The organism is Scrofimicrobium canadense (genome assembly GCF_009696615.1).
In the GTDB taxonomy this organism is placed as follows: Bacteria; Actinomycetota; Actinomycetes; order Actinomycetales; family Actinomycetaceae; genus Scrofimicrobium; species Scrofimicrobium canadense.
On sequence record NZ_VULO01000001.1, the window covers coordinates 126245 to 138920 of the forward strand.

The window sequence follows — 12676 nt, forward strand, 5'->3', positions numbered from 1 at the left end:
GCTAGCTCTTTGAGAAAGCAGTGGCCCAGACTGCGGCGCGATCTAGTTCTCCATCATGCAGGTGGTCATCTCCAGTGACCCAAAAAGTCTCTGTCGCGGAGGCATGAATCCCCTTTTTGGCCAGCAACTTGTTGGCTTTCTTAGCGGCTCTGCCAAAGAGGGGGCCCACGCCTTTAACACATGTATCGAAAGCCGCCACGCGAGTGCCCTGAGGAATCGATGCTGAATCAATCCACTCCCGCAGTCCAGTTCTACTGGGGTGAAAACCTGACTGACGTGATTCCTTAGCTCCAGAAGTAGTGCGTTGCCGTGCGGACTCTCGGCTATCGGCAGTGGACAGCGTAAACGCGTGAGTCGGTGCCCCCACAATGAGTGTGGTGACGCGAGGGTCAATGATATGTGGTGCGTCATCAACTCGCATCACTGTGGCATCGGGAATTGACGACGCAATAGCCTCAGCGATTCTCCAGGTATTGCCACAATGCGATTCGACGACGATGAGTGTATCCATAGATTGCTCCAATATGAAGGCGGATGGTAGTAGATGTGGGAGGCTGACCTATCGGGGGCTTCTTCCTGCTTTCGCGGTGATCAGTATGGTGACTAGGCGGCGCAACTCGCGAAGCTCCTCGTTGCTGAGGGGAGAGAACGCCTCGTGAAACAATGTTTTTCTAGCTTCAACCATTTCGGGTTTATCGAAATCATTCACTTTCTCAGTCAGGTGTAGGCGTAGTGCGCGCTTGTCATCCGGATCGTGTGAGACTTCGAGGTATCCGCGACGTTGCAGTTGATCAGCCAATTGTTTGATGTTCTGCCGCGACGTGCCGTAGACGTGTGCGGCCTCAGACAGTGTTGGTGGCTCTTCAAAACCGCGCATGAGAACCACTAGTAGTAGCCACTGCCTTCCCGTAATGCCTGCTGGTTCCAGAATCTCATCAGCTAGCTTGCCCAGGTGCTGGTTGAGTACGAAAAGCTCGCCAAAAAGAAAAGCGGTGGGGTCTACCAAATCCATAATAGGTAATATATTGCGCAATGCGTGTTTGTTGCAACTCCGGCGTCTGGTCTGTGGCACCAAGAAAGATTGAGTCTGTGCAGCGGCCTGGGTGATGTGGTGTGTGCCGGAGCAGTATACGGCCCCGGTTACGGTTTTATGACCCCGTACGTGGGAAAGGGAGTGGGGCACCTTCTTTGAATGCCCCAAGATTTATGCGCTCGCGCAGCATGATTCTTCATCCCCAGACGCCAAGTAGGGGTTTTCCCCAGAAACGAAAATGTCTGTTTGGCAACTGAGTTTCCTTGGGAGAGAGTGGAAGTGGGCTGGCTCAGACCATCACAACCAAGGAGAGGACATAGTGAGAAAACTACAGAAAGCTGCGCTGTGCGGGCAGCTATGGTTCACCCATACACCGAGCGGGGAGGACTCCGAAGAAGGCTCAACCACTGTCGAATACGCGATTAGTGCAATAGCTGCTGCTAGATGTAAATAGCATACTTGGGCTACAGTCAAGGTATAGCATTTGAAGAGGGCATCCGGGTTGGTATTTACGCTAGACAGTCTGTCGACGAAGAGCAGGGGATTAGCCAGCAGATTGATGACTGTCGGGCTGAGGCTATTCGACGTGGGTGGGTTGTAGTGGACGCGTACACAGACAATGATACGAGTGCTACAAAGCAGCGTGACATCGGCACTGCTTGGGCATCGATGCTCGCTGCCTTTGATCGCGGCGAGATCAATACGGTTCTGACCACGAGGGTTGACCGGCTTACTCGTAAGCTGGTCGATGTCTTGGAGCTGACACCCTAGGCGTGAAGTCCGAGTTGCGACGGTCCAGGGTGGAATAGATACGGCCACTGATGACTTTACATTCAAGATGCTTGTCTTGATGGCTGAGCACGAAATCCAGGAGAAGAGTTCTCGCACTAAGCGTTATGCGCAGGAACGGCATCAGAAAGGGCATCCCAAGCCTGGCAGCACGCCTCATGGTTATCGATGGGTTATTGCTCAGAATCGAGGCGAGGATGACAGTCGATTCGTCGTAGACGTGGACGAGGCAAGTGATGTCCAGTTTATTTTTGATGAGTTCTTGTCCGGTACGACTCTGTATCAGATAGCAGCAGCCCTGAACCGAGAGGGGAGGCGTACGCGTTCTGGGGGGGAAGTGGTATGCAAGCTCGATGCGGCGACTGCTTATGAATCCTCACTACGCTGCGTTGTTACCACCGTTGTCGGGTGGAAAGGGTGAACGTCGCCTAGAGGACATTGATCTGGAAGATTGTAGAAAGGGTGCCTGGAAACCGATAGTCGAGGAAGAGAAACTGCGAGCAGCGCGAGCCGTTCTGCTGGAGAGGCAACCCACGCATTCCGGTACGGCACGGAAATGGCTTCTTGGGGGTCTCGCTACCTGTTCGGTGTGCGAGGCGCGTGTCCGGTAAGCGCGCGGGGAAACGCACCCAACAGCGCGGGTCGATGGTTCAGGGACGGCTGTGTCTAGTCGTTATCACGCATATCGCTGCCCAAACGGACACTTCATGCGTTCGGGAGACCTTATTGACGAGTTTGTCGAGAAGGTCTGCTTAACGCGTCTCGCGCGCCCCGACGCCAGGCGGTTGTTCGAGACGAAAAGTGACGGTCCAAGCTTGAGCGTCCTGTTTGGACTCCGCAAGGATTTGGTTCGCCGTGAGAAGGAACTGGCCATGGCCATGGCGGAAGGCATGGATTGGGCGGCCGCAAAGCCAGCGATGGAAAAAATCAAAGCCGAGCGCACACAGACGGAACAGCGTATAGCTGAGGCCGTCCGCGAATCACCGCTTCCTCCAACTATCGGTGATGATAGCGTCCGCAAGTGGTGGGAAGAGACGGTACTGGAAAATAGGATCGCTGTGGCCCTGGTAGCTATTCCAGTGTGGCAGTTTCCAACGCGAGAATATCGGCTGTGTTCTTTGGTGATCACTTGTCTCCCCTTGCGTTTTCTGAGGACGGCCCTTGACATAACTGAACTACTCCTGTTGTTGACGGGAATCTGCTGTTCCGCAAGGCGCTTCCTCGGTAATTTGTGGACACCGCGCGTGTCGTGGCACTGTGTTGGTCACTCAATCGTAAGGATGGAAAACAGTGTTACGAAAAGATTGTGGGTGATTTGAACACGATGTGTTCAAGTTCGTTTCAAGTGCGCCGCAGTAGATATGCCGGAGAATACGGCCAAAACAGAAGACGTTTCAACTAGGATCGAACCGGTTGAGAAAGTCGGCGGCGGCGTGGCCGTCTCTGAAGGTTAGCTCGGTGCATTGGGTGAAGGGGAAGGGGGTGTTACCGTAAAAGGTCGTTCGCACGTACACGCGTCTGGAAGTTGCCATGTCGGCTTTGGGGTGCTCGTCGTTGGAGCTTTCTGAGCATTGCTCCATATCTAACTCTCTGATTTCCAGGTGGAGGAACGGTTCCCATAAGTTGACTGCTCACAGCGATGCCGCGTTGGAACTTGCGTCGGCGTTGGTGAAGCTGGATAAACGTGGTGAGCTGGATCCACTTCTGGAGCCTTACCGGTTAGATGGAACTGGGCATGAAGAGGCAATGTGGCTATATCTGGTCGACTCGGCCATCCCTTCTCTGCCTTCCGAGGGGTCCGACACAGTTGGCGGCCAAGGCGATGAGTTCCTCAGTCAACAATATGTGCTTCTGGGGCGCCGCGGATTCCAAAAAGGTGCTTTACTCATGTTGGATTATGTTGACCGATTGCCAGATTCACAAGAAGTCATTGTTTGTGCTCTTCATTCGACCGAGCTTTGGCACAATGATTTGAGTTTCGCGCTCCGCTTCCTGAGAAAGCTCAAGCGCGCGGTGGCCCGTGGCGTTCGTTTCACTGTGGTTGAGACCCACGCCGACAGCATGCAGGGCAGTCCCCACTTTTCTGCGTTTTGGCTGGCACAAAACCTGAAAGGGGTATTTCGCGGGCGGGTATTCCACGGAGATGCGCCAGAGTATTTCGTCGGAACCATTCCTGGGTACTGGAGTGGCAGGGTAGAGCCGGACCCAGATGCCAAGGACGGCTTGGTCTCCACGTTCAGCACAGATCCCAGGAACGTGAACAGAGATACAAACCTCTGCCGCCAATACCTCAGTCAATGCGCCCCGCCCAGCCAATACGGATTCCTTCGTGCCCCTGAGGGGAACTCGGAGTATCCGCAGCGATGGTCTGCTAGTTTGGATGCTAGTTTCGCCGCGTGCGCCTACTCATCAATTTCTCGCTTGCCGTTGTTTGGCGTCATGACCGCCGACGAGTTCAGTCAGGTTAGCGGTATCAACAGTGGAGTGCCTATTCCCAGGTTCCTTTTCAGTTCTGAGGCCAAGATTCCGACAAACGCCCGCCGACTGATTCTGTGCTCGGACGCTGTGCACGAGGCACTAACGACCTCGGCAACCCTCAGCCCCCCGTTGTCGTCATTGCTTTGCAAAGAGACGTGGATTCCCCGGTGGATGATCCGTGATTTGGTACGGCGGGTCCTGATTGGGCTTTCCGATTCTGCCGATTTCCAGGTGGCTCTGGTTCCCAAACGCGCCTTTTCGCGCATGCAGATCGAGTTCATTACGTGGCGGGGGTGCGGCGCAGTGGGATGGCTTCAAGATCACAGCGAAAGCCTGTTCGACACCGAGCCCACCGTTGTTGTCAGTTTCGACCAGGCCTGTGACTACTTGTGGGAAAAGCTCTCTGCCTCCTGGAAAGATCAAGCGAAGGTGAGATCTACTCTGGCGGGCTGGTTGAATGCTGAGCACCCTCGTCAATCTGAACTGGAAGGTGCTGCAGCAGGTGACTGGTCTCCGGGCCACCTCATGTGATTGGCCCCCCCACCGTTAAAAGCTCATGTACGGTGCGGCTGAGCGTCCGTTTGCTTTGATCTTTGGCATGGCCGGCGATTAGGTTTGAACAAGGCCCAACACGCTGCGTAAAAGCGCTAGATGAAACCGGGTGTCAGCGCTTTGCTTGAAGTCTGGACCTCAGAAGGAAACCTGCTCCGGTCGCCAACAGCGCCGTCGCGATAAGCGACAGGGTAGCGGTTCCGCTGGCTCCGGTCTTAGCCAATTTCTGAGGAGCTTGGGTGGGTGCGGTGGGTTCTGTTGGTTCTGTTGGTGGCTTAGTCGGCTCGGTTGGTGGGTCAACCAGGCCGGCACAGGGCACGATGTCTGGGATTGTCAGTATCCAAGTGAGTTTCGTACCGGGAGCTACTTCATATCCCTCATCGACGGTTGCAGTGACGGTCACCTGGTTTCCGTTGCGGGAAGCAATTGCGTAAGTGAGACCTTTCACCTGGGGAAGAATCACTCCAGCCTCTTCGTCGCACGGCGCGTCGGATTGAAGGGTCGGCGCCAGCGCCTCAACGGGTGTCAAGGGGGGAGCTGGACAATCGATTGTGTAGCCTATGGTCGCCGTCGCGTCGGTGTAGAATATTCCACCCTCTACGCTTAAAACAGTTGTCACAAACGTAAATGCAAGGGAGGTACCTGGATCCTCGTTAACCTTGGCAATACCGGCCGCAGTGAGGGTCACAGTTACCGTGTCAATCGGCCCATCAGGGCCACTGTTGCTTGAGGTCGTGACCTCGTACTCGCTCGGATCAAGCGGTGCGCCACCTAACGTGACAGAGTTTTCCTTAATCTCCACGTACTTCAATTGAATGGGGTTCTCAATTATCCCGCTCAGTGCGTAGGACGTGATTGCAGAGCATTCTGGCAAATTGCCGCCAACGCTGTCCTGAACTGCCCAATTGACTGGCGCGCCGACGCCCATCCCTCCCTGGGGCACAGCTTCAATGTGAGCTCGATACGTGTCGACCTTGCTTTCGACCGCGTTGGCCACGCCCGGTAGCGCCAGCAGACCGATACCGACCAGTAGTGTTGCCACAATTCCCGATGCTGCTTTACGCACTGTCGAGTGACTTCCCCGTTTGAACACAACCCCTCCACAATCGCCGTTTACCTATAAACATCCGATGACGCTCAGACTTGTTGTGCGCGTAAACGGGCCTCTACCGGAATATTACTGCTTTTGCGCTCCGGCCGCAATGCTCGGAGATTCAGCCAAACGTGCCCTGAGTACTTGTGGGGGGCCCAGAAGACTAAAGGCTGTGCGTCGAAGGCGAGCGGGTACCGATTGATGGAGCTGTCTTCAAGACGTTACTCGACAATTCGGTCGCAGGCACGTACGCCGACTATGACAAGGCAGTCGCTACCGGCGCGATCCAGTTCTCGACCCTTCTATGGCTAGCACGCAAAGGCGAGATCCCATATCCATTGTTCTTTGCTCCACTTCCTTTAGTAGAGGCCCAAGTAGCTTTGAAAACAAAAAACTGCTTGTGGGCATCAGCAAAGATACATTCCAAATCGGCATTAGAGATGAGGTGCGCCTCCGTGATGTCGATTTGATCGTGAGAGATTTGATGCGTAAGCAGAAGCTTGTCGTGAAAAGCGATCGTTCACTCACAAAAAATAAGATTATCGGGATGCTAGGCAAGTCGGGGACAGCACCCGAAGAAGACGCTGCGCGCGTTATGTCTGCTCTTGGAGTTGCCCACACAGATCTTCAAGCGTGTCGAGACAACGACACCGCCTTAGCGTTGCTAATAGAACATCTGGAGGAAAACCAGATTCTTGTCTCTCAGAGTGTCCATAATCGTATGCCGCAGCGGCTGACAGGTGCTGTGTCTTTTAGCGGTATGACTATCCGGGACGCCAAGGTGCCATACATTTTTCTGGCGGGGGGCAATCATGGCGACAAGCAAGAACCCACTGGACGAACGATCTTCACACTTGCGCTCATGACCGTGCTCATAGCCCGAAAGGTATTCAGGACGGTTACGTGGAATAGCCAGAGTATATCTACGGAAGTGAAGTACGAGTATGACGTAGCTGGAGCGATGCTCATGCCGTTGACCTGTATGGAAGAGTTCGACCTGTCCACACTAGACGGCGTGAAAACTGGGGCTAATGAATGCAAGGTAACACCAAGTGCCATAACAGTCAGGGCGGCAAGACTGGGACTAATCACCGCCGAGGCCGCCAGAGATTATCTGCGAGAACTTCGCGAGGAATTCGACAAAGCTCCCAAACGGCGCACAGGTGGAAACATTCACCCATGGAATGCAGTGCGCAAGTACGCGGGTCGCGAGCTATCCCGCAGGATGCTCCGGGTTATGGAGAACGGGGGCATTTCTCCGAAGGAGTTCTGTCGAACGATATGCAACAACCAAATCAATCCGAATCAGCTCGGAGAGTTGAGGCAGGTGATAATGTGAGCTGCAACGAAACGCGGTTTCTGGTGGATACTAACGCGCTAAGCAAGATCGGTCGTCATCGCAGGACAACCGAGTTCTTTCTGAATCGAGCTGCGCTCCCCTCAGAAGTGCTCCACGAAGCGAGTAAATCGCCTGATATTGAGACACTCCAGACACTGGAATTTGAAACGACCCCCGCTGTCCTTCGTGCACTTCGCGAAGTCATGGACGCGGTCGCGGTCGAAGACAGCACTCTATTGGACCTATACAGAAACCAGGGGGGTGCTGATCCGCTCATGATCGCTTGCGCCCTGGTAGGTAGGAATGAAACCAGACAACGTCTGTTCGGAGAAGAATGGCTGATAGTCACGGAGGACAAAGCTGTATGCACCTTGGCAGGTAGGTTCGGAATAAACGTTGTCACTCCTGGGGAGTTTGCCCGGCAGATTGACGAGGCTGCGTTGTAAGGCCACCAAAGAGTAACGGTTTGCTGGAGAGAACTGTAGGAGCCGCAGTGAGGACATCGGCGGCTGACAGTCGGGAGCCGATGGTCGTGCTCGTATCAGAAGAATTAATAATGACGGACTACGAAAAGGCACTGCGACCGGCCTACTAGTCAATCGCCATCAGCATTGGCGCACGCGACAAGAGCCCGAGTCTTTCCAACGGTGAGATCGTAGATGCTAGTGCGTGCATGGAAGGCGATGTTCTGAAGGTTCCTACTGCGCGCGAGTCGAGGACTAGACCTTGAGGCTCCGTAGAGAGCTCAGAGGTGGCCAATGAGACACCGCGTGGGATTGCCGCGTGGAGTGTAGGTTCCGTCAGTAATGCTCGGAAAAGGAGCTACAAGAGTGCTCCAAGTACGAAGAAGATGGATCAGAACAAGTTTCATCTTCTGACGTCCAATTCATGGCTCCAGAGCTAGAATGGAGCGCTTATCAAGTATGTCATTTATCTCAAGTAGTCGCAATTGCGCCGATGGCATATTCGACGGTGGTTGAGCCCTCCTCAATATCGGTGCTTTCACCCGGGCCCAGATCATTAGCTCAAATCTGGGATGCAACACTGGCGCCAAGCAGACGGTCTGAGAATAATCGTTTCACTGGTCTTTCCTATCTGGTTGGTATCAGGCAGGCCACCTTGGCCCGCTCCCTCAACTGTTGCCGTCAAAGGAACGGGTGCCAAGTGCGAATCCTGCCACCTGTGGAAAACCACCCCGTTTTTGCCTGGGGATAACTATCCCCAAGGCGGGTGGTTGCCCACTACATCAAAAAGACCCCGGGAAAACTCAGGAAAAGCGCCGCTTGTTGATTGAGCGTGCCGTCAAAAGCAAACCAGTTACTAATAGACCACCCGCAAGGATTAGTATCCCCGCATCGATGCCAGTCCGGGAAAGATCATTGGCCTCTGGAACCGTTGGGACGTCAGGATCAGTCCCGGTGGGACCAGTGGGACCGGTAGGTCCACTTGGGCCCGGTTCACCTTCGGTGACCCACTGCGCGTAAAGATCGACGTCCCCGTCAACGACCATTGTTGACCCCGGCTGCCAGTACTGTCCCGACCCGTCAGAAGCCGTGTTCCACCCAACGAACCTGTGCCCAGCCCAGGTTATGCCTGTTTCCGCCGGTGAGAGCACCTGGTAGGACGAGCCACTGCTTGAAGAGCTAGTGAATGCGCCGCTTCCCCCGTTAGCGTGATATTTGATAGACACGCCAAGGGTTGGACCGACATAGTTGATGTCCAAGTTGTTGAGAGGATTAGAGTAGCTTCCTGAAGGGCCGCTACTAGTAGAGGCATAGCCAATATTGAGATAGTCGGCGGCAATCTCAGGGGGCAGGTACCCCTGCGAGGCCTGATTATCCGCAAAGACCGTTTGATCAGAGGTGGTGAGGTTCTGGTAGTCCGCCGGGGTGAGGTCCTCATAGGTATCGAAGTCCGCGGTGTATATACCCCCTCCATCCTTTCCGGCTTCATTGTCAGTGATTTGTGCACCACCGATTGTTTCCAAGGTAGCAGTTTGGCTGACATAAATGCCGCCGCCGTCGTTTCGGGCTGAGTTACCGGTGACCGCAGATTCCAGGCGCATCCGGTCAGAAGAGGAGAGATAGATTCCGCCCCCTTTCCCTGCCAATTCGTCATCGTCTTGGTCAGACTCGACTGAAGCCGAATTGTCGGCAATGTTGGTTCCACTCACGTCAAGGATGTTGGGGCTGTCAACGTTGGGCAACCCCCGCGTTGCTATTCCGCCCCCATGTCCGGCAACGTTAGCCGCGCCTAGTCCGCCGATGAGACCGCCCTTCAAGGCGGCGTCGATGCCCCCGATGAGGGCAAGGCCCCCACCTTCCTTTTGCGCGAAGTTAGCCCCAATAGTTCCCGAGTTCATTACCAAGTCAGCAAGCCTGGCATCGTCATCCGAATAGACTGCCACGCCGCCGCCGTATTGAGAGCGGTTTTCAGAAATGAGCGGACCGGAATCAGAGCCTAGAGTGCCGATCGTGGCGGTAATCCGGTAGGTAAACGAACCCCGCAGCCAGATTCCCCCGCCCAACACCTCCGCAGAGTTACCGCTGATCTCACCGCCGGTGACTGCAAGATCGACGCCGTGGTCTTCGAAATAGGAGCCAACAGCCGCAATCCCGCCACCACCGTAAGAAGCGGTATTGCCGCGGATCACTCCGCCATCCATGGTGACGTGCCCAACATACTGTGCCGCCACACCGGCGCCGTATTCAGCAGTGTTCCCTTCAATCTGTCCCCCGTGAATGAAGACGTTAGCAGCGGTCTTAGGATCGCCCTGAACCTGGGAAGTGATCGCAGCGTAGATGCCCCCACCCCACTTCTCAGCAACATTGTCCGCAATGACCCCGCCATTCATGGTGAGTGTTGAAGATGCATAAACGTAGACACCGCCCCCAGTTCCGGTTCCACCTGAGGCTGTCACGGTGTTGGCGCGGATTTCACCACCGTCGAAGTCGAAGGTTGAGCCCTTGGCAGCGTAAACTCCGCCCCCGTGCCACGCGTCATTGCCGGAAATAACTCCACCGCTCATCTCCAGATCCGATTCCAGCAGGTAGACCCCGCCGCCAATTCCGAAATAGGTACTACGAGCGGTGTTGTCACGGATTTCTCCACCGGTGATCGACACGGTTGAGTGCAGTCGGGCTGAGATTGCCCCACCGATTGCTTCCCTACAGTTCCGTATCGAGGTGCCCGGCCCAACCGTAAGCACCCCACTGATGACGTCAATACCACCAGCGGTATCGACGCCGTCGAGGGTAATATTCTCTAACGTTAGTTCCCCAGTGACGCTCAAATGGCGCGCACTGGGACTGAATATAGTGAAATCAGACCCCTCCTCTGAAGTGAGGGTCACCCTTTTTCCGCTCGGTATTACGGGGACCGCATCGTCAGCGTTGAAATCAGCGGTGAGAGTAAGAGTGTAATCAGACCCGGGGTCATCATTGACCGCGTCTAGAGCCTGGGTCAAAGTATCGAAAGTTCCGACTAAATCTCCGCTCACCCGGAAGGTTCCCGTCCCGTTTCGGTTATCTAGGTCGTTGGGCTCGTCACCATCGACTAGCCCTCTCTCTACTAGCGAGGGGGAAATCTCTGCCTCCATCTGTGCCACCTCGGCGGGAAGATGAACGGGAAGAGTCAGATCATCAAGATCATCTGTCGGTTCTGGCAGCCAGTCAGTGCGACTGCCATTAGTTTCCGTGGCTTCTTGGGGAGGTTCCGCTGACCACGCTGTCGTTGAGATGCCGCATCCCGTGACGGCAAGAACCGACACAGTGAGCGCGGCTTTTGCCCGCAATTTACTTGCCATAATTGTTATCTTCTTTCCAAACGTGTGTCTACCCCGGTTTTTGCTATGCTTCCATGATACCCGTAATAGTGCTCAGACTGTAGCTACTATTCCGTCATCGATCTGTTATTAGAGGCGCAGGCGGTAGGCGCGATCTGGAGGACTATCACCGGTGTATCACCGGTGATACATTAAGGATGTGGATAGAGTGAGTATGCGGGAATTGCGAAATAATGGAGCGGCGATTCTTGGCCGCGTGAATCGTGGCGAGTCGTTGACTATCACTCGCGACGGCGCGCCTGTGGCAGAGCTTAGTCCGCTGCGACAAGTTAGTCCCTCTGTTGCGGAACTAATTGCCCGGCGTAAGAATCTTCCACGGGTAGATATTCAGCAAATGCGATGTGATATCGACAAGGTTATGGACCCAAGTCTGTGAATGCCCCTGAAGGGATACTCGATACCTCCACAGTGATTTTATTGGGACGGGTTGCGGATCCCGACCTACTGCCTGACAACTGTTTGGTGAGTGCGATTACACTGGCGGAACTATCAGTTGGCCCCCTAGTTGCACTTTCGGATGGTGAAAGGGTGGCACGGCAACTGCACCTGCAACAGGCTGAATCGGACTTTTCTCCAGTTCCATTTGATGATCAGTGCGCCAGAGCTTTTGGGCGTGTAGCGGCATCGCTTCGAAGGTCAGGGCGTAAGCCAGTTGCGCGTGCCTATGACGCTTTGATTGCTGCGACTGCAATTGCTCATGCCATTCCACTGTTTACCTGTAACCCCGGCGACTTTGAGGGAATCGAAGGTTTAGACCTCCGAGTGGTCCCTTTCATCTAAGTCGACCCTAGTGGTGGCCGTCCGTTTCTTCAGTGTCTAGTGACCGATATTTCGGGAGCGCCGGACGTGAGTGCTCCGGTGGTTGGCCCACCTCGCTAATTGTGTGACCGCTGCAGGGCCGTGAGGTGACAGTGGCGGACTGTATGCGGTCTAAGCGAAACAAACGTATTGCCTTTCGCAGCTGACACCAACAAATCAAGTACCAAAAGCCTGCTGTTGAGCCGAAAAGTATCGGCTCGACAGTGCGTTCGGAGTGTGTGTCGTTACCGGAAATATAGGTTATCCGTACAACCTTCTGGTCTGCCATTGTCTCCTCAAGCGCCGACATGGTTGCTCTTCGTGACACTGGAGGTGTGTTGACCCAGATTCGATTGGCACGCTCAAAAGCCTGTTTGCGTGTGCGAGGGTCGACGGCGTCAAGGATCTTACCGATCGCCGTTGATGCCATGTCAGAATACGGCGCGTCCGGAGACGCTGCGACTGCTGCCAGGAGTGCGGCAACCTGCTTGGCGCTGAAACTGACTGGAGGCAACGTGTCTACGGTAGCGAGTCCGTATCCGCCTCCCGGCCCCAGGCGGGACCAGAGGGGAGCGCCGCTCGATTCGAGAGAATCTAAGTCCCTTTTGATTGTGCGAGTGGATACTCCGAACTCGATGGCCATATGTTCGGCGGAGCCACGTACACCGCTACGGCGCAGCATTTCCACAATGGTGTGGAGACGTTCGGCTCGTTTCACGTGATCAAGACCACCGAAATGGTGCCAAGAAT

Annotated in this window: 14 protein-coding genes; 9 read left to right on the forward strand and 5 right to left on the reverse strand. The window is 54.8% G+C overall.

All coding sequences use genetic code 11. The features are described 5' to 3' along the window. Nucleotide 1: 1 nt before the first annotated feature. Both FYJ24_RS00655 and FYJ24_RS00660 read right to left on the reverse strand, forming a co-directional pair. Nucleotides 2-511, reverse strand: a complete 510-nt coding sequence (locus tag FYJ24_RS00655) for an NADPH-dependent FMN reductase family protein (RefSeq protein WP_154542618.1) — start codon at nucleotides 509-511, stop codon at nucleotides 2-4. 48 nt (nucleotides 512-559) lie between these two features. Further along, nucleotides 560-1012 carry a MarR family winged helix-turn-helix transcriptional regulator gene (locus tag FYJ24_RS00660; protein WP_154542619.1) on the reverse strand — a complete coding sequence of 151 codons (453 nt, stop codon included), beginning with the start codon at nucleotides 1010-1012 and terminating at the stop codon, nucleotides 560-562. A gap of 340 nt (nucleotides 1013-1352) precedes the next feature. Between FYJ24_RS00660 and FYJ24_RS12755 the strand changes: the two genes are divergently transcribed. From FYJ24_RS12755 to FYJ24_RS00680, 5 genes are all read left to right on the forward strand, one after another. Further along, entirely contained in the window at nucleotides 1353-1487 is a 135-nt protein-coding gene (locus FYJ24_RS12755) for a DUF4244 domain-containing protein (protein WP_225871885.1), read from the forward strand. Nucleotides 1488-1492: 5 nt separating this feature from the next. Then, on the forward strand, nucleotides 1493-1804 hold the full coding sequence (locus FYJ24_RS00665) for a recombinase family protein (protein ID WP_154542621.1): 312 nt from the start codon (nucleotides 1493-1495) through the stop codon (nucleotides 1802-1804). 79 nt (nucleotides 1805-1883) lie between these two features. Further along, nucleotides 1884-2243: a serine integrase family protein gene (locus FYJ24_RS00670; RefSeq protein ID WP_154542623.1), complete on the forward strand. Its 360-nt coding sequence runs from the start codon at nucleotides 1884-1886 to the stop codon at nucleotides 2241-2243. Between the two features lie 394 nt (nucleotides 2244-2637). Beyond that, nucleotides 2638-3141, forward strand: a complete 504-nt coding sequence (locus tag FYJ24_RS00675; RefSeq protein ID WP_154542625.1) for a hypothetical protein — start codon at nucleotides 2638-2640, stop codon at nucleotides 3139-3141. Nucleotides 3142-3445: 304 nt separating this feature from the next. After that, a complete protein-coding gene (locus FYJ24_RS00680; protein WP_154542627.1) occupies nucleotides 3446-4831 on the forward strand; it encodes a hypothetical protein in 1386 nt (461 codons plus the stop codon). Nucleotides 4832-4964: 133 nt separating this feature from the next. On the opposite strand, the gene FYJ24_RS00685 is transcribed toward FYJ24_RS00680, so the two are convergent. Next, on the reverse strand, nucleotides 4965-5945 hold the full coding sequence (locus FYJ24_RS00685; protein ID WP_154542629.1) for an LPXTG cell wall anchor domain-containing protein: 981 nt from the start codon (nucleotides 5943-5945) through the stop codon (nucleotides 4965-4967). Nucleotides 5946-6429: 484 nt separating this feature from the next. On the opposite strand from FYJ24_RS00685, the gene FYJ24_RS00690 reads away from it, so the two are divergent. Together FYJ24_RS00690 and FYJ24_RS00695 are read left to right on the forward strand one after the other, a co-directional pair. Beyond that, nucleotides 6430-7284 (forward strand): hypothetical protein, encoded by an 855-nt coding sequence (locus tag FYJ24_RS00690; RefSeq protein WP_206192407.1) that lies wholly within the window; start codon nucleotides 6430-6432, stop codon nucleotides 7282-7284. Then, nucleotides 7281-7730: a hypothetical protein gene (locus FYJ24_RS00695; RefSeq protein WP_154542633.1), complete on the forward strand. Its 450-nt coding sequence runs from the start codon at nucleotides 7281-7283 to the stop codon at nucleotides 7728-7730. The genes FYJ24_RS00690 and FYJ24_RS00695 overlap by 4 nt, the downstream gene beginning before the upstream one ends. An 821-nt stretch (nucleotides 7731-8551) precedes the next feature. On the opposite strand, the gene FYJ24_RS00700 is transcribed toward FYJ24_RS00695, so the two are convergent. Next, nucleotides 8552-11089, reverse strand: coding sequence for an InlB B-repeat-containing protein (locus FYJ24_RS00700; RefSeq protein WP_154542635.1), 2538 nt, complete (start codon nucleotides 11087-11089; stop codon nucleotides 8552-8554). A 178-nt stretch (nucleotides 11090-11267) separates the two neighbouring features. Here FYJ24_RS00700 and FYJ24_RS00705 point away from each other — a divergent pair, with 178 nt between their 5' ends. Together FYJ24_RS00705 and FYJ24_RS00710 are read left to right on the forward strand one after the other, a co-directional pair. Beyond that, on the forward strand, nucleotides 11268-11504 hold the full coding sequence (locus FYJ24_RS00705) for a type II toxin-antitoxin system Phd/YefM family antitoxin (protein WP_206192408.1): 237 nt from the start codon (nucleotides 11268-11270) through the stop codon (nucleotides 11502-11504). Further along, nucleotides 11501-11908, forward strand: a complete 408-nt coding sequence (locus FYJ24_RS00710; RefSeq protein ID WP_206192409.1) for a type II toxin-antitoxin system VapC family toxin — start codon at nucleotides 11501-11503, stop codon at nucleotides 11906-11908. The genes FYJ24_RS00705 and FYJ24_RS00710 overlap by 4 nt, the downstream gene beginning before the upstream one ends. Before the next feature lie 7 nt (nucleotides 11909-11915). On the opposite strand, the gene FYJ24_RS13270 is transcribed toward FYJ24_RS00710, so the two are convergent. Further along, nucleotides 11916-12644, reverse strand: a complete 729-nt coding sequence (locus tag FYJ24_RS13270) for a helix-turn-helix transcriptional regulator (protein WP_206192410.1) — start codon at nucleotides 12642-12644, stop codon at nucleotides 11916-11918. Between the last annotated feature and the right edge of the window lie 32 nt (nucleotides 12645-12676).

Coding starts and splice junctions, on each gene's coding strand:
- FYJ24_RS00670 (WP_154542623.1), top strand. CDS start 1,884: ATGGCTGAGCACGAAATCCAGGAGAAGAGTTCTCGCACTAAGCGTTAT.
- FYJ24_RS00655 (WP_154542618.1), bottom strand. CDS start 511: ATGGATACACTCATCGTCGTCGAATCGCATTGTGGCAATACCTGGAGA.
- FYJ24_RS00660 (WP_154542619.1), bottom strand. CDS start 1,012: ATGGATTTGGTAGACCCCACCGCTTTTCTTTTTGGCGAGCTTTTCGTA.
- FYJ24_RS00690 (WP_206192407.1), top strand. CDS start 6,430: ATGCGTAAGCAGAAGCTTGTCGTGAAAAGCGATCGTTCACTCACAAAA.
- FYJ24_RS00700 (WP_154542635.1), bottom strand. CDS start 11,089: ATGGCAAGTAAATTGCGGGCAAAAGCCGCGCTCACTGTGTCGGTTCTT.